The 16,156-nt window shown below is 69.6% G+C and carries 13 protein-coding genes; 6 read left to right on the top strand and 7 right to left on the bottom strand.

The genetic code is table 11. The features are described from left to right. Nucleotides 1-92: 92 nt before the first annotated feature. A complete protein-coding gene (locus tag ACQPXD_RS13550) occupies nt 93-662 on the top strand; it encodes a hypothetical protein (RefSeq protein WP_432838249.1) in 570 nt (189 codons plus the stop codon). On the opposite strand, the gene ACQPXD_RS13545 is transcribed toward ACQPXD_RS13550, so the two are convergent. Beyond that, nucleotides 659-1,558, bottom strand: a complete 900-nt coding sequence (locus ACQPXD_RS13545) for a lytic polysaccharide monooxygenase auxiliary activity family 9 protein (protein ID WP_432838247.1) — start codon at nt 1,556-1,558, stop codon at nt 659-661. The two genes, ACQPXD_RS13550 and ACQPXD_RS13545, sit on opposite strands and share 4 nt — an antisense overlap. An 849-nt stretch (nt 1,559-2,407) precedes the next feature. On the opposite strand from ACQPXD_RS13545, the gene ACQPXD_RS13540 reads away from it, so the two are divergent. Continuing rightward, nucleotides 2,408-2,929 (top strand): hypothetical protein, encoded by a 522-nt coding sequence (locus ACQPXD_RS13540; RefSeq protein ID WP_432838245.1) that lies wholly within the window; start codon nt 2,408-2,410, stop codon nt 2,927-2,929. Between the two features lie 444 nt (nt 2,930-3,373). Further along, nucleotides 3,374-4,492 carry a glycosyltransferase gene (locus ACQPXD_RS13535; protein WP_432838243.1) on the top strand — a complete coding sequence of 373 codons (1,119 nt, stop codon included), beginning with the start codon at nt 3,374-3,376 and terminating at the stop codon, nt 4,490-4,492. A 178-nt stretch (nt 4,493-4,670) separates the two neighbouring features. Here the strand turns inward: ACQPXD_RS13535 and ACQPXD_RS13530 are convergent, their stop codons facing one another. From ACQPXD_RS13530 to ACQPXD_RS13510, 5 genes are all read right to left on the bottom strand, one after another. Continuing rightward, nucleotides 4,671-5,948: a fumarylacetoacetate hydrolase family protein gene (locus ACQPXD_RS13530; protein WP_432838241.1), complete on the bottom strand. Its 1,278-nt coding sequence runs from the start codon at nt 5,946-5,948 to the stop codon at nt 4,671-4,673. Nucleotides 5,949-6,131: 183 nt separating this feature from the next. Then, nucleotides 6,132-6,806 carry a response regulator gene (locus ACQPXD_RS13525; protein WP_432838239.1) on the bottom strand — a complete coding sequence of 225 codons (675 nt, stop codon included), beginning with the start codon at nt 6,804-6,806 and terminating at the stop codon, nt 6,132-6,134. Next, the gene (locus ACQPXD_RS13520; protein ID WP_432838237.1) at nt 6,803-8,050 is read right to left on the bottom strand and encodes a histidine kinase; all 1,248 of its coding nucleotides are present in this window, start codon (nt 8,048-8,050) and stop codon (nt 6,803-6,805) included. The genes ACQPXD_RS13525 and ACQPXD_RS13520 overlap by 4 nt, the downstream gene beginning before the upstream one ends. Before the next feature lie 540 nt (nt 8,051-8,590). After that, the gene (locus ACQPXD_RS13515) at nt 8,591-9,601 is read right to left on the bottom strand and encodes an alpha/beta fold hydrolase (protein ID WP_432838236.1); all 1,011 of its coding nucleotides are present in this window, start codon (nt 9,599-9,601) and stop codon (nt 8,591-8,593) included. 235 nt (nt 9,602-9,836) lie between these two features. Beyond that, nucleotides 9,837-10,808, bottom strand: coding sequence for an aldo/keto reductase (locus ACQPXD_RS13510; RefSeq protein WP_432843826.1), 972 nt, complete (start codon nt 10,806-10,808; stop codon nt 9,837-9,839). A 161-nt stretch (nt 10,809-10,969) separates the two neighbouring features. Between ACQPXD_RS13510 and ACQPXD_RS13505 the strand changes: the two genes are divergently transcribed. From ACQPXD_RS13505 to ACQPXD_RS13495, 3 genes are all read left to right on the top strand, one after another. Continuing rightward, nucleotides 10,970-11,575 (top strand): TetR/AcrR family transcriptional regulator, encoded by a 606-nt coding sequence (locus ACQPXD_RS13505; protein WP_432838235.1) that lies wholly within the window; start codon nt 10,970-10,972, stop codon nt 11,573-11,575. Nucleotides 11,576-11,708: 133 nt separating this feature from the next. Next, the gene (locus ACQPXD_RS13500) at nt 11,709-12,812 is read left to right on the top strand and encodes a Gfo/Idh/MocA family protein (protein ID WP_432838234.1); all 1,104 of its coding nucleotides are present in this window, start codon (nt 11,709-11,711) and stop codon (nt 12,810-12,812) included. A 333-nt stretch (nt 12,813-13,145) separates the two neighbouring features. Further along, nucleotides 13,146-14,927 carry a BTAD domain-containing putative transcriptional regulator gene (locus ACQPXD_RS13495; RefSeq protein WP_432838233.1) on the top strand — a complete coding sequence of 594 codons (1,782 nt, stop codon included), beginning with the start codon at nt 13,146-13,148 and terminating at the stop codon, nt 14,925-14,927. Here the strand turns inward: ACQPXD_RS13495 and ACQPXD_RS13490 are convergent. Beyond that, nucleotides 14,858-16,141: an MFS transporter gene (locus ACQPXD_RS13490; RefSeq protein WP_432838232.1), complete on the bottom strand. Its 1,284-nt coding sequence runs from the start codon at nt 16,139-16,141 to the stop codon at nt 14,858-14,860. The genes ACQPXD_RS13495 and ACQPXD_RS13490 overlap by 70 nt on opposite strands. Nucleotides 16,142-16,156: the final 15 nt, after the last annotated feature.

Raw genomic sequence — 16,156 nt, 5'->3', positions numbered from 1 at the left:
TCGGGCGATACGTTACGAGGATCTTCTCGCGGAGACCGATTGGTCGGCGGCGCGAGGGTGCCCTTGCTTCGCCCGATCGGGGTGTGCGGGTCATGGCGGTCCAGATCCTCGCCTCATGGGGCTACGACACCGCGCCGGTGCTGCAGCACGATCCGGATCCCGTCGTACGCGCGACCGCCGCGCTGTCCGCCGCGAATGCCCGAACGCCGGCCGGCACCCAGGCGATCCTCCAAGTGCTGTCGGCCCCGATCGACGCCGCCTGGTGTCAGCAGGTGTTTCCGCATTTCGGGCGGCTCTTCCCGTTCCGGCTCCTGCCCGCCGCCATCGACCGTGCGACGCTCGACGAGCTCATCGCGGCGCTGACGCCACTGCTGGCCGACGCGCCGGCCGGCACCTACGCCGGCGACTGGGGCGCACGGCTGCGGGCGAAGGCATTTCCGGACGGCTTCCCATCCGCACGGCCGCTCGATCCCGCCCAACGCGCACTGCTGCAGCTGATTGCCGATCGCTGCTTCAGCCCGGCCGCTCCGCCCGTCCGGCTCGACACGGACCCCAGAAGAGTACTGCGCGACCTCATACGACCAATCGGCTCCCGGTCAGGCCGACGTCCGAGTCTCTCGGATCCCCTATGTGGGCGGCCTCCGACAAACGGCCCGGGTTAGCGGCCGGCATGGACGCCCGGGGCGCGCTTGCGCCGCAAAAGGAGGAACGCGACGCCGGCTAGGGCGAGCCCCGTCGCCCCGCCGATTCCGGCGAGGACCGGCGTCGAGGCGATCTCGGATGTGGCGGTGAGCTGCGGTGCGCTGCCGGAAGACGTCAGTCGACCGGAGCCGGGCACGTCGCCGGCGGCGGTGCTCGCGATGGCCGAGGAGCGGTTGCCGCCGCCCGCGGGGGCCGCCGGGGAACCCGCCTGCGACGTGGTGCCGGCGGCGGCGAACACCACGTCGGAACACGAGTAGTAGGTGTCCGCGGTGCTGGTGTTCTGCCAGATCGTGTAGATCAGGTGCGGGCCGGACTTGCCCGCGGGCAGCGTGCCCTTGATCGTGTAGGCATTGTTCTGCAGCGCCGGATCGGTCGCGGTGGCGAACGGCGCCGTCTCCAGGTCCGACCAGCGCAGCGCCCTGCTCGGCGAGTAGCCGTCCTTGGTCACGTAGACCCGGAAGGTGCCCTTGTGCGGGATGGTTTCGGTGTACCGGAACGTGAAGCCCGCCCCGGCGGTGAGCCTGGTCGAGGGCCAGTCCGCGCGGGCCAGATCGAGGCCCCTGTACGCGTCGATACCGCCGCTGCACAGCTTGCCGTCGGGGATGAGCTGCCGATCGCGGCCATTCACGTTGGCCACCCGGATGTTGTCCCATTCGGCGACGTCCGCCCCGGCAGCGATCGCGGCTTTACAGGCAGCTGAGCTCCTCTGCTGGGACGTGCCCGCGCCACACGCGTACGCCCGGCTCACCGGGTTGGACGGCGCGCCGTGCGCCTGCGCCGGAGCTGAGAGCAGGGCCAGGGCCGCCAGCACACCGACCGCCGCGGCGATCACGGCCGACGAACGGCGCACGGTCATGACAGCAGCCCCAATCCTCGAGTAATCCACCGGGTGGTACGGGGAGGCGGGCGCCAAGGTTCACAGCGGCCGACCTCATCACGAGATGGCCTACAGGACGCGGACCGTGCTTCCGGTTCTGCCGATGAGCGCGCGTGCAGCGTCGTTGTGAAAACGTTCGCAAGAATGGCGCCGGCGGCTCGTTCGGATAATGGGTGGAGCGTTTCGCGCCTGACATTTCGCAGCGACAGCGTTGACGCGTCGGCGGGTGCGATGTGCCGCTGCCTACAGGTCCGCTCGTTGCCGCCGTGGCGGGCCAGCGCGGCGGGCCGGGTGTGCACCGGGGCTGGCGGACCGGGCTGGGTCGATCGGCGCCAGGCGTCTGGTCCGGCACGGTGGTGTGGCGGTCCGGACTGGTGTCACGCGCGCGAGGTCCGGCCTGTTCAGTAGTTGTTTCCGGGGCCGGAACGGGCGCCGTCTCGGGCGCCGTGTCGTCCCGCCGATCCTCGACGGTGGTCGCCGGTGGAGTGGTGCCGTGGATGCGGCGGAGCTTGTCGGCGTGACGTCTGGCCAGCCCCCAGGCCCGGTGTCGTTCGTGTTCCCGGCGGAATTCTTCTTTTGCCGGGCAATAACGGCGCGACCTGGTCCGGTCGCGCATGGCAGCCAATTCGCTCCTGGTAAAAAGCTGTAGCTGCGCCATTCATTGATTCTCCCAGAACCCCGCCGCAACCACCGCCCCGACCATCGACGAAGAATGTCAAATGGCGCACGCTCATGCCGCGACCAGCTCGCGCAGCACTGTCGGAGCAACCACGACAGGGCGGGTGTTCCGTCGCGGACTGGACGCCGCCGCCGTGCGATGATCACGAAATGGGCGATACGGCCGGTGGTGGTTCGGTCGATCGCGCCGCCCTGCGCGGTGCGTTTCGGAGGCTGGGACTGGACGACGAGCTTGAGCTCTGGGTTGCGGCGGAAGCGGAAGAGGGCATGCCCCAGCTGGCTCGGTATCGGTTTCTCAGTGCTCTGTGGCCGAAGATGATCGATACGTGGCGTAGCGACACCGATCGGAACAGGATCGCCCGCAGCCTGCTGGCCGATGGGGCGAACCGCGAGGAACTCATCCAGTTCGCACGGTCGGTTGCCTACGACACCGTGTTCTCGATGTTGTACTACCTTGAGGACGACGGCCGCGACGATTGCGCTGACTTACCGACGTGGGCTCTTGTGCAGACTCGAGCTGGTGAGCCGCCGAGTGGACAGGTGCTGGGTGCGTTGTTCGAGGACCTGTTGAGCCTGGACCCATCTGGCAACGAGGGCGCCGACATCGTGCCGTTGCTACCCGGCCCGTGGATGAAGCAAGCGGATCGGGCTCCCGGCGACGATCCGGCCTGATCATGTGCGCGGTCATGCCGCGACGGGAGCCTGCGTATCGTACGGATCAAGCAGGACAACGGCGGGCGGTATCCGGTCGGCCTCGCGCTGCGCTGGGGACAATCGGAGCACGAACTGCACCTGGCGCACCGCCTTGCGGGACTGCCTGACCCCGGCCCTGGCCGCCGGCGGGCCGACGAAGCACTCGGCTTCATGCTCGTGGGTGAGCCGGGAGACCCCGCGGACCTCCGAGTGCTGGACGCCGCAACGGGCTCGGAATCTCCCATGCCGCGCTACCACTCGATGTGGGTAACACCTTGGTCAAAGCTCCACCGATTCTTCGGGGCGTTGCAGGATCAACGACCCAACACTCCTAGGCCGACCGAAAGCCCAGTCAGTTCGACAGACCGTGGTCTACTCGATAGAGTTAACTCTGACAAATCGATCCCTATCACTGGAGCACGTGTGCGCATCCTCTTCACAGCCGTGCCGGCCTACGGCCACCTGCTGCCGCTGCTGCCGCTCGCCAGGGCGGCCCACGCCGCCGGCGACGACGTGCTGGTGTCCACCCACGCCACGTTGGCCGGCACCGCGGCCGGCCTGCCGTTCACACCGTCCGGCTCGGCGCTGCCCGACCTGCTCGCCGAGACCACGCGCCGACGGGAGGGGCGCCTCACACTCAGCCACACCGACTTCGGCGAGATCATCGAGTTCTTCGTCGACACCCGCCTCGACCTGGACCTGGCGAGCGTCCACGCCGTGGCCGAGGCGCACCGCCCGGACCTGATCGTCGGCGACGTCGTCGACTTCGTCGCCCCGATGGTCGCCGCGGAGCTGGGCGTACCCTGGGCCGCGCTCAACATGTCCATCGCACTGCTGCCACCGGTCGTGCAGGGCTTCGCCGAAGCGCTGGAACGCCAATACCAGGCGCGTGGCCTACCCCCGGTGCCGCGCGTCGCCCTCGTCGACGCCTGGCCCGCGTTCCTCCAGCCCGACGGCGTCACCGCCCCGGCCGACGCCCTGCCGATCCGGCCGCAGCCGCATCACGTGCCGACCGACCAGCCGTTCACCCCGCGCTTTCCCGGCCGGGAAGACCGCCCCACAGTGCTGTTCACGTTCGGCACCGTAGCGAACGACGCGCAAGTGCAGCGATCGGCACTGGACTCGGTGCTCGACCAGGACGTGAACGTCATCGTCACGCTGCCGTACGAGACGGATCCGTCCACCGTGGACATGCCGCGCGACCGGGTGCTACCGGTCGGCTTCGTTCCGCTCGCCGGGCTGCTACCGCACGCGTCGCTCGTCGTCAGCGCCGGCGGGGCCGGCAGCGTGCTCGCGGCGCTCGCCAGCGCGTTGCCGCTGGTGCTGCTCCCCCAGGTCACCGACCAGCCGATGATCGCCGAACGGGTGGCCGCGATCGGCGCGGGCATCGTCACGGAGAAGCCCGAAGACGTGGGCACCGCCGTCGGACTGGCCCTGGGCGACGAACGCTACCGCCGCGCCGCCGCCCAAGCCGCCGACCGGCTGAACGCCACCCCTGCCCCGGCCGCGGTCCGGGACGAGCTCGCCACCCGCATCGCCTAAGCCGCGGCGTCGACTCGCTCATCATGGCAAACGCGGCCGCGGTCGCCTTCTGGGAACTCAGCCGCGATCTTTAGCGCCGGGACGCCGCCGGGGCCGCTCGAGCTGGCGAGCTCACCTAGAGTTCGGCTGCCCCCTTCGGTCCGTGGACGAAGGGGGCAACCGCTGGTGTCGGGCCGGGTCACTCGGTCTCGGCGCGCTCCCCGGGGATGATGGTGGTGAAGATCTGCCCGAGCCCCTCGGCCCGGGTGACGATCTGGTCGCCGGGCTTGAGGTAGACGTTGGCTTCGTGCGCCTCGCGGACGTAGACCTTGAGGGCGGAGTCGACGATCGAGTCGGCGTTGGTGCCGAAGCTGCCGGCCCACTCCATGAACCCGAGGAAGCGCTGCCGGGTGTCGGGGGCGCGGTACACGACGCCCTCGGGGGTCCCGGTCTGCAGGATCGTTCCCCGCGGGATCACGCCGGGCTGCGCCGTCAGGTGGGTAGGCACGCCGTCGCTGTCCCAGGTCCGGTCCCCGGCGGCGAGGACCTTCTCGATCATCGTGCGGACGTCCCAGATCAGGTTCGACGGGTGCGCACGCTGGCGCAGGTCGCCGTTGACGAACAGGTCGAGCTGCAACTGCTTGTAGTACGACTCCCAGTCGGCGGGGATGACGAACAGGTCACCGGTGCTGAGGAAGCCGGGCTGGCTCTTCGCGTTGGTGAACCCGGCGCCGCTGGTGAGGTTGTCCACCTCGATCTGGTTCACCAGCAGTTCGCGGTCGGTCCAGTCGTTGGACAGGACCAGACCCAGATGCTCCGGGATGCCCGTCTGCGTGGTGATGTCGTTCAGGGCGACGATGCCGAGCTCCACCTCGTAGTCGAGGAGGCCGTGGGTTCCGGCGCGCAGGGGCTCATCGGAGTCGGTGGGTGCTGCGATCTTGGGGAACACGAACGGTTCCTCGATGGTCGCCTCGGCCTGGTGCTCGATGTAGTTGGTGCCGATACCGACGTGGTGGGAGTGCGTGTCCAGCGAGGTGAGGGTGTCGGAGGCCTTCGTCGTGACCCGCGGCCGGGAGGTGTCGCTGGCGATCGCCTGGATCGCCGCGTATCCGAGCCGGTTGAACGCGGCGATCGGTTCGGTGAAGGCCGTGCCGGCGGCGGCGTTGATGTCCACCCCGGTGATGGTTCCTCCGTTGTACTTCGTGACAGCGAGCACGGTGGGACCGTGTCCGGTGTCGACCCGCGCGAAGGTCAGTGCCGTCGCGGGGTCAGCGACAGTGACGCCCTCCGTCGCGCCCGGCTGCAGTCGCTCCGAGTAGACGAGGGGGAACTTCGGCGGGACGGCCCGCACGACGGCGTAGGACCCGAAGCTCGCCACGGCGAGGCCGGCCGCGACGATCCCGGTGAGGGTCAGAGCCTTCCGCTGCCGGCGGGTGAAGATTCGGGCCTTGCCGGGTGTGTTCGTGGTGGTGGTCATGTCTGTGCTCCTGACTCGTTGCCGGTGCCGCTCGTTCGGCGGCGCACAGACCGTATGAGGGCACTCAGGGGCGGGGCATCACTCCGGCGGTGCCGGCCACCAGTACCCGCGTACGGGCCGGATCGGACCCGCGGGTGCTCCCCTGTGGACGGTGCTCGCCCGGGCCGGGGCGCCCGGATCGCGTCAGGCGGACGACCCGGGGGTGACGAGCCCGGTGTCGTAGGCGAGCATGACCGCGTGGATGCGGTCGCGGAGCTGCAGCTTGGTCAGGATCCGGCTGACGTGGCTCTTCGCCGTCTGCTCCGCCATGAACAGTTCCTTGCCGATCTCGGCGTTCGACCTGCCGGTGGCGATGAGGAGGAAGACTTCCCGCTCGCGGTCGGTGAGGCTGTTGAACACGGTCGTCGACTTCAGGCCGGCCGGTTTGCTGGCGACGAAGTTCTCGATGAGCCGGCGGGTGACCCGTGGGGCCAGCAGCGAGTCGCCGTTCGCGACGACGTGGACCGCGGACGTGAGCTGCTGGGCGTCCGCGTCCTTGAGGAGGAATCCGCTGGCACCGGCCTCGAGCGCGGCATAGACGTACTCATCGATGTCGAAGGTGGTCAGCATGATCACGCGGGGGACGTTCGCGGCGCCGGCCGGGCGGGTCAACCGGCGGGTCGCGTCGATGCCGTTCATCTTCGGCATCCGCACGTCCATCAGCACGACATCCGGGTGGAGGAAGCGGTTGCGGGCCACCGCCTCTTCGCCGTCGCCGGCCTCGCCGACCACGGTGATGTCCGCTTCGGCGCCCAGGATGGCGGCCAGTCCCACGCGATACATGGGCTGGTCGTCGACGACGAGCACGCGAATGGTCATTGGATCTCCCGTTCCCGACCGATCGCCGCGGGGATCGTAGCGTCCACGAGGTAGCCGCCGTCGCCGGTGCGCCGGGTGGTGAGCCGGCCGCCGAGCAGGTGCACACGCTCCCGCATCCCGCGCAGTCCCTGCCCGCCGCGGTCGGGGCCGGGCGTGCCGGCCGGGCTCGACCCGGCCGGGGCCGGCGCGTTGCGCACGGACACGTGCAGCGAGGTTCCGGCCGCCCGGACGGTCACGTCGGTGGCGGCGGCGGGCGCGTGACGCACGACGTTGCTGAGCGCCTCCTGCACGATGCGATAGGTCGTCAGCTGGACGACGGGGCTCGCCGCGGCCGCGGCCGCGTCGATGTCGAGCCGGATCGGGATGTCCGCGCGGGAGGTGACGGCGGCGAGGTCGCGGATGTCACTCAGCTGCGGTTGCGGCACGAGGTCGGCGTCGTCGTCGGACCTGAGGGCGCCCAGCAGCCGGCGCATCTCGGCGAGCGCGGTGCGGGCGGACCGGGCGATGTCCTGGAACTCCTCGTTCACCGCCGCCGGGGTCGCCTCGCTGAGCCGGAACGGCGCCGACAGCGCCTGCATGTGAATCAGCGACATGCTGTGCGCGACGACGTCATGCAGCTCCCGCGCGATGCGTGCGCGCTCCTCCACGTACCGCCGCTGGGCCTGCTCGAGCTCGACATCGCGCCGCGCCTCGGCCAGGTCGGCCCGGATCCGGCGGCGCTGACCGATGGCGATCGCCGCCGCCAGCACGGTGGCCGTGTAGCTGGCGTAGATCGTCAGGTTGGTGCCCCATTGGTCCCGCAGCGGGTACCGCCCCGGAGCCGTGACGATGAGGGCGACCAGGACGACGATGCTCAACCACCACGTGGCCACCGAGACGATCCACCGCTCGCGGATGCCCAGCACGAGGATGAGGGCGCCGAGCGAGATGAGCCCCGTGACGGGCAATGGCCAGGGCTCACCGCCCGAGCCCCGGGTGGCGAGCACCAGCGCCACGATCGACAGCAGATGCGCCGCCGCAGCGAGCCGCGGCCGGAAGACGGCGAGCACGAGCGAGCCGCACTGGACGGTGGCGACGGTGAAGGCGATGACCAGATCCAGCTTGTACACGGAGCTCGTGAGGGGCACCGAGACGGTGTACAACGTCGTGCAGAACAGGGCCATGACGCACCAGGCCCAGAAGGGCAACGCCGCCGAGGAGGGCCGGGCGCGCCCGACGCGTTCAGGACTCGGGCCGAAGGTCATCAGCCGGTCCTCCGGGTGGGACGGCTGGCCCGGCGGCGCGGGTTCCGAAGCTCCATTCACGCGCTGCTGCCTCTCGTCCCAGCCGACCCTGCGAACGGTACGCGTGGCCGCAGGATTTTCATTGATGGTCTTCGGGCCACCGCACCGAGGATCTGCGCCTTGGAGGACACTTGCCGCACGCGATGCCGGCCAGCAGGGCCGCGCGTCGACGGTTGCCCTCGACCGAAGCCGGCCACGCAGCTAGCGGGCACGAAACCGTCCAGGCCCCCTGGAACATCGCTTGCTTCGGCACACCAATCTGGACAGCGTGAGTATTGCGTCGGACTTCTCGGTTGTCAACCGCGGTCACCCGTCACCGTGACACGTTCTACGAGCTCTTGGCCGACGAGGTGAGCCGCATGGAGACGCCCGCTCCCGGGCGGGCGAACGTCGTGCATGGCCGGGCCTGACCCGGCGTCAGCAGCAGAGGGCCAGGGCGTGCGCTGTCCGAGGACAGTGCACGCCCTGGCGATCGACGGTGGGTGTCAGCGTCTCCCGCCGTCAGCGCAGAAACTCGAGCAGCAGCGCGGTGAGTTCCCGCGGTCGTTCTTCGGTGAGCCAGTGGCCGGTGCCGGCCATTACCTGGGTCTCGACGTTCGAGGCGTAGCTCTGCCATTGATTACCGACGGCACTGCTTAGCGCTTCTTCGCCACCGACGGCCAGGACGGGCATCCGCAGCGGCCCTGTCTTGCGGAAGTTCTCGTTCTGGGCGATGTCCGTGTGAAGCGCTTGGTACATGTTCATCCATGCCTTGAACCGGCCGGGCTCGCGCAGGTATCGGGCGTAGAACTCGTAGTCGCTGGTGTCAAAGGCACTGTCCACTGCCAGATACTGCTCGATGAACCCCTTGACCAGGTCACGCTCGTGCCCACGGACCAGATCCTGAGCGAAGTCCTCCTGGAAGAATCCAAGGTGCCACGTTGACAGCTCACCCTCGGGCGAGAAGGCGGGGAACGTGTAGAGGGATCGGTCGGGGATGGGCCCCTCCATCACCACCATTCGGCTGACCTCGGTGGGCCACATCGCGGCGTACGGGTAGGCGATCCACGCGCCGATGTCGTGGGCCACGATCTGTACGCCCTTGTTGAGGTTGAGACGGGCGAGCAGCACGTGCACGTCGTCAGCCAGCTGTGCCGTGTCGTAGCCGCGCTCCGGCACGGAGGAGTCGCCGGTCCCGCGCAGGTCGACCGCGATCACCGTGTGGTTCTTGGCGAGTGCCTCAAGCTGCGGTTGCCACTCGGCGGACGTCTGCGGGAAGCCGTGCAGAAGCACGACCGGTGAGCCGCTGCCCCCGCGGAGGTAATGCATCCGGAAACCGTTCACACTCGCGTAGTTCGAGTGGTAGCCGTTCGGTAGCCGTTCGGACGACTCGTTGGTCCGGGTGGCGGCGCTCTGCACCAAGGCGGGCTCCGACCTCGAGGTCGCGGCGGCATCAGCCGGAATTGGGCCCGTCCCCAGGAGGGCGGTGGCACCGGTGATGGCGGCAACGACGGCTCCGGTCAGGATGGTCATTCTTTTTCTCATGATTTCCCCTAAACGCATGATCGGTCTTGTGCCGATCGATATGGCTCCAGCCGTACGTTCGCGACGGTGAGCACGGCGCCGCGTCAGGTCTCTCGACAGGCGGGATTCTTGCGGAGCCGCAATCGCATCGAGCAGAGGTGAGGCGCGGGGTTGAGGCCCGGGAGGACGGAGGCGGCGTTGAGGCAGCTTGACGAGCTCGGCAGCGCGTCTGGCTCAGGATCGCTTAGTGGTCGATGGCCGCCATGTTCGCTTCGTCGTAACGTTCGCCGGAGGCCGAGGCAAGGCCGTTCAGCCGGGCGACCTGGCCATCGGTGAGCCCGAGGCCGGTGGCGGCGGTGTTTTCCTCCAGCCGGTCGATGCGGGTGGTGCCGGGGATGGGGGCGATGTCGTCGCCCTGGGCGAGCAGCCAGGCGAGGGCGACCTGTGCGGGTGTGGCGCCGGCTTCGGCGGCGACGGCGCGGACCTCGTCGACGATGCGCAGATTGCGTTCGAGGTTGCCGCCGGTGAAGCGGGGGTTGGTGCGGCGCCAGTCGTCGGGGTCGAGTCCGTCCAGCGTGCGGATGTTGCCGGTGAGGAATCCATGGCCGAGCGGTGAGTACGGGACGAGGCCCACTCCCAGTTCCCGCAGGACCGGCAGCACCGCTGCCTCGGGGTCGCGGGTCCACAGCGAGTACTCGGACTGCACTGCGGCGATCGGGTGAACGGCGTGTGCCCGCCGGATCGTCGCGGGTCCCGCCTCCGAGAGGCCGATGTGGCGGACCTTGCCCTCGGCCACCAGGTCCGCCAGGGCTCCGATGGTGTCCTCGATCGGCGTGTCCTGGTCCACACGGTGCTGGTAGTAGAGGTCGATGTGGTCGGTTCCCAGCCGCTGCAACGATCCCTCCACCGCGAGCCGGATGTTGGCCGGCGTGCTGTCCGGCCCCGGCCGGCCGGTGTGGGAGACGAGACCGAACTTGGTGGCCAGCACCACCTCGTCCCGGCGCCCCTTGATGGCCCGGCCGACCAGCTCCTCGTTGGTGAAGGGTCCGTAGACCTCGGCGGTGTCGATGTGGGTGACCCCGAGATCCAGGGCGTGCCGGATCGTTCGGATCGACTGGTCGTCCAGCCGTCCGGCTCCGGTGTAGAAGGCCGACATTCCCATGGCGCCGAGACCGATGCGGGAGATTTCCAGCCCACCGAGGGAGGCGGTTTTCATCGTGATGTCCTCTTTCTGATGTGAACCCGGCCAACTTAAGTTCCGATCGGTCCAGAACGCTAGCACATTGGGACCGATCGGTACTAAAGTTGAGTTCGAGGAGGCTGTGAGCCGCGCCACGGGGTCGGCAACGTCAGCTCTGGAGCTAGGAGGATGCCGCCATGGGTGCTTCGCGGAGTGCGGCCTTCGGGCGGCCCAGGGAGTTCGACATCGACGAGGCGCTGGAACGCGCGATGCAGGTGTTCTGGGCGCGAGGATACGACGGCACCAGCCTCACGGATCTGACCGGCGCCATGGGAATCACCAAGTCGAGCATGTATGCCGCCTTCGGCAACAAGGAGCAGCTCTTCCGCAAGGCCGTGGAGCGCTACGCCGAAGGTCCGGCCTCCTACGCGACGCTCGCTTTGCGTGAACCCACGGCGCGCGAGGTCGCCGAGGCGTTCCTTCGTGGGGCCGTCCGGACCACGACGTCACCCGGCGCCCCTGCCGGGTGCCTGTCCGTTCAGGGTGCGCTGGCGTTGAGTGAGCAGGGCCGCCCGGCACACGATGTGCTCGTCGACTGGCGCAACGACGCGGGCGTACGCCTCGAGGAGCGTTTCCGGCGGGCCGTCGAAGAGGGTGATCTTGGGCAGGATGCCGATCCGAGGCGCCTCGCCCGCTACATCATGACGATGGGATTCGGCATCGCGGTCCAGGCCGCGAACGGCCTGGGGACCGACGAACTCGATGAGATCGCCGCCACGGCGCTGCTCGCATGGCCCGACTAGCGCCCCTGCGCCTGATCTGAAGACCGGCTTCGGGGTTGCTCTGCTTCGGCTGCGCTCACTTCTGTACCGATAAGAATATAACTGGCAGGTTCGCCGCCCGCCACGCGGGAGCGCGCAACGCGAGAGGAAAGCGATGGGAGAGCCGAGGGGACGTCCGATCGGCGTCGGGATCGTGGGCCTGAGTGCGTCGGGAGGGTGGGCCGCCGGAGCACACCTACCCGCATTGTCGGCCGTCGACGGCCTGGAACTGACGGCTCTGGCGACGAGTTCCAGCGCGTCGGCGGACGCTGCTGGCGCCGCATTCGGGGTGCCCGGTTACGCATCGGTCAAGCAGCTCGCCGAGGACGAGAATGTCGACCTTGTGGTCGTCGCGGTCAACGTGCCTCGGCACCGTGAACTGGTCTTGCCCGCGCTGGAGGCGGGAGTTCCGGTGCTCAGCGAGTGGCCGTTCGCCGTCGACCTGGCCGAGGCCGAGGAGATGGCGCAAGCCGGCCGCGGGAAGCGTACGTTTATCGGTCTCCAAGGGCGTTCCTCGCCCACCGCACGCTGGCTGGCTGATCTCGTCGCCGACGGATACGTGGGAGAGGTGCTTTCCGCGACGGTGTTGGCGTCGTCCATCGAATGGGGCACCCCTGTCTCCGAGCGCATGCGGTACACGCTCGACCGCTCACTCGGAGCCACGATGCTCACCATCGCATTCGGGCACGCCATCGACCTGGTGTCGATGATCGTCGGCGAATTGCAAGACGTGGTCGCTTCGACAGCGGTCCGGCGGCCGCTCGTCCCTCTCGGCCGCACCGATCGGACGGTCCACATGACCGCCGAGGATCAGATTGCCGTCTCCGGCACCTTGCCGGGCGGAGCCGTTCTCTGCGCCCATCACCGTGGCGGAACGCTGTCGGGACCCGGTTTTTCTCTGCTCATCGACGGCACTGAGGGCACCCTGGAGGTCACCGCCGCCGGGTATCCGCACCTCGGTCCCGTTACGGTACGCGGCTCACGAGGTCGTGACCGGCTGTCGGAGCTGACCCAGCCCGATGGTTACGACGACTACCCCCATCTGGCCGGGACACCGATTCACACCCTGGTGCACGCATACGCGGCGATCCGGCGCGATCTCAACCAAGGCACCACGACCGCCCCTGACTTCACCCACGCCGTCAAACGTCACCGGCTCCTGGACGCGATCGGCCGGTCGGCCGCCGAAGGGCGACGAGTGTCTCTCGCCGGGCTCTGACGAGGAAGACCATGAACACCACCGTCACATCGAACCCGATCCCTGGAGCACGCCCTCCACTTTTCTCTTGCTCGGGCTCCTGGCAATCCTCTTGATCGCCGCGGGTCCCACGTGCGGTGCCCTCCCGAGCACGACGTCGATCATCCACCTACGTGCCGGGCGGCGATCTGGCGGCATGCCACCTAGGTGGGGTTGTCCGTGCTGGACCGGATGTGGCCGCGCAGCCGCGGCAATCAGGCTACCGGTATGCAGGTGAGGTTGGGAATTCTGGGGGCATTGGAGGCGTACGAGGGAACCCGGCGCCTTCAACTCGGGCCACTGAAACAGCGGATCATGCTCGGCTTGTTGCTGTGCCGGGCCAATCGGACCGTATCCGTGGCCGTGCTCACCGAGGCGCTGTGGCACGACGAACCGCCGCGCACCGCGCACAAGAACATCCAGGTGTACGGATCGGCGCTGCGCAAGCTGCTCGTTGCGGAGGATGGTGCCGGCCCGCGGCTGCGGCACAACCCGCCCGGTTATCTGATCCAGATCGGGCCCGATCAGCTGGACGCGCTGCAATTCGCGGAGCTCGCCCGCGCCGGGCGCATCGAGTTACGCCGCGGTGACGCCGCGGCCGGTGCGGACCTGCTGGGGCAGGCCGTACGGCTGTGGCGTGGGCCGGTCCTGCCCGAGCTGAGCTCGGCGCAGGCCGTCGCGGACGAGGCGGAGCAGCTGGGCGAGCAGTACCTGTCCACCTATGAGGACTGGGCCGAGACGAAGCTCGCGCTGGGCCACCACACGGATCTGGTGGAGGAGCTGAACGGGTTGGCCCGTCACCACCCGCTGCGCGAACGGCTGCGTCACGCCCAGATGCTTGCCCTCTACCGCTCGGGCCGGCAGACCGACGCGCTCGCCCAGTTCGACACGATGCGCCAACTGCTCGCCCGGGAGCTGGGGCTGCGGCCGAGTCCGGTGCTGGCGCGGCTCTACGAGGCGATCCTGACCGGCGACCCCAGCCTGCACGTGGCGGCGCTGGGCCGGCTCCGGCCGGCCAGCGTGCGGGCCACCACCGCCGAGCGCAGCAGCCTCATCCGCGATGTCGGCGACTTCACCGGGCGCGAGCACGAGGTCGAAACCCTGCTCGACATGGTGACCAGGGCGGACCACCGCGGCATCGCGGCGATCAGCGGGCCGGCCGGAGTCGGCAAGACGGCGCTGGCCGTGCACTGCGCGCACCGGCTGGGCGAGCGCTTCCCCGACGGCCGAATCCTCGGCTGCCTGCGCGCGTCCGACGGCCGGGCCCGCGCCGCCGCCGATGTGCTGGGAGACCTGCTGCGCGGGATCGGCCTGACCGGGGCCCTGCCGGACACCGAGGAGGAACGCGCGGCGCTGCTGCGAGAGTCCACGGCCGGCCGGGTGATGCTGCTGGTGCTGGACGACGCCGTCAGCGAGACCCAGGTCAGGTCGGTGCTGGCGGCCGCCGGCGACAGCGTCGTCCTGGTCACCAGCCGCCGGCACCTGGGCGGCCTGGAGTCGGCGACACACCTCGTCCTGGAGCCGCTGCCCGAGGCCGAGGCGGTGCGGTTGCTGGGCCTGCTGATCGGACCCGAGCGGGTCGCCGCCGAGCCGGAAGCGGCCCGGCGGCTGGCGGAGGTCTGTTGCGGGCTGCCCCTGGCGATCCGGATCGTGGGCGCCAAGCTCGCCGGGCTGCGCCACCTGACGTTGGCCCGCTACGCCGAGCGGCTCACCGACGAGCGGCGGCTACTGGACGAGTTGGTCGCCGGAGACCTCCAGCTGCGGCCCCGGCTGGCGGTGTCCTACCAGGATCTGACCCCCGACGACCGCGCCGCGCTGGACCTCCTCGCGGCGCTGACCGCCCCGACGTTCGCGGTCCCGGAGATCGCCGGCTCCCTCGGCACGGACGTTTCGCGGGCCGAGGTGACGATCGAACGCCTCATCGAGGCGCATCTCGTCGAGGCGGTCGAGGCCGACGACGTCGAGGCGCACTCCGGCGGTACCCGCTATTCGCTGTCCCCGCTGATCCGCGTCTTCCTGCGGGAGCGTCACAGCGGCGCCGCTTCCCGCTCGCCAGCCTCGACGACCTTGTCCGGCGAGGACGTCGGGGGCAGGTGACGGACCGCGCGGACGGCTGGCGGGAGGGTTATCGCGATCGCTCCCAGGGCACACGCCTCCAGCAGCAGGATGGACGGACGGACGCCGATCCAGTCGCCGAGGAAGCCGCCGGCCAAGGCGCCGATCAGCCCCGCAGCCGCCCCGAGGACGCGCAGCATGGCCACCGTACGCCCCATGGCATCCTCGGCGACATCGGCGACGATGACCGGGCCGAGGGTGACGTTGGCGATGGCGCCGAAGAACAGCGGCAGGCTGATGCCGAGCGCGGCCAACGTGGCCGCCAGCGGGAGCGGTCCGACGGCCAGCGGCAGCAGCAGCGCACATGCCGTCCCCGCGGCGAACGACGTCAGGGTGAGCAGCCGCGGATCCCGCTGTAGCAGCCGCCCGGCCACCGCCGATCCGGCCAGGCCCATCAGGCCGGTCGCAGCGAAGAGCAGGCCGTACGCCGCGGTGGGTACGTGTACGACGTTGAGCAGAAACGGCGCGGTGAGCGCGCCGATGCCGGCCATGGTGGCGATCGGCACGATGATGACCACCATCAGCGCCCGATGAAAGGCGTCACCGGCAAAGAAGCGCAGGCCGGCCCCCATGCCGCGGAGCAGACCGGCCACCCTCGGCGCCGGGTCGCGCGATGGCTCCCGGGAGACGGCGACGGCCGGCGTCATGCTCAACAACGCCGCGGCGCTGAGGACGTAGCTGAGCGCGTCAACGGCCAGCGCCGCTCCGGCACCGAGCACGACAATGATGGGACCGGCCAGCAGCCGGCCGGCGAACCCCGCGCCGTACTGTCCCGCCTGCAGGCGTGCCCGGGCCTTGCCGATGCCCTCCGCGCCGGTCAGCTGCCGCAGGTGAATGAAGTAGATGACCTCGGCGAGGATCGTCACGCAGCCGCTGATGAAGCTGAGGACGATCAGCCAGGGGACGGCTACGGCGTTGTTCGCCATCCCCAGCGCGACCACCCCGACCGCCAGCGCGGAGGTCGAGTCGAGGGCGATCAGGACCCGCCGCGGCCGGGCGATCCGGTCGGCGATGGCGCCTGCCGGCAGGCCGAACAGCAGGATCGGCAGGATCCCCGCCCCGCTGATCAAACCGAGTTCCCCCGGCGATGCGTCGAGGTGGGTGACCGCGATGATGGGCATGGCGATGAGGGTGAAGACCGAGCCGAAGGCGGAGGTCGTCTGCCCCCACCAGTACAGGTTGAGGTCGCGTCGCATGGTCTGTTCCGCCTC

This window comes from Dactylosporangium sp. CA-092794 (assembly GCF_050948465.1).
Lineage (GTDB): Bacteria > Actinomycetota > Actinomycetes > Mycobacteriales > Micromonosporaceae > Dactylosporangium.
This window is presented reverse-complemented; position numbering and strand designations above follow the sequence as displayed.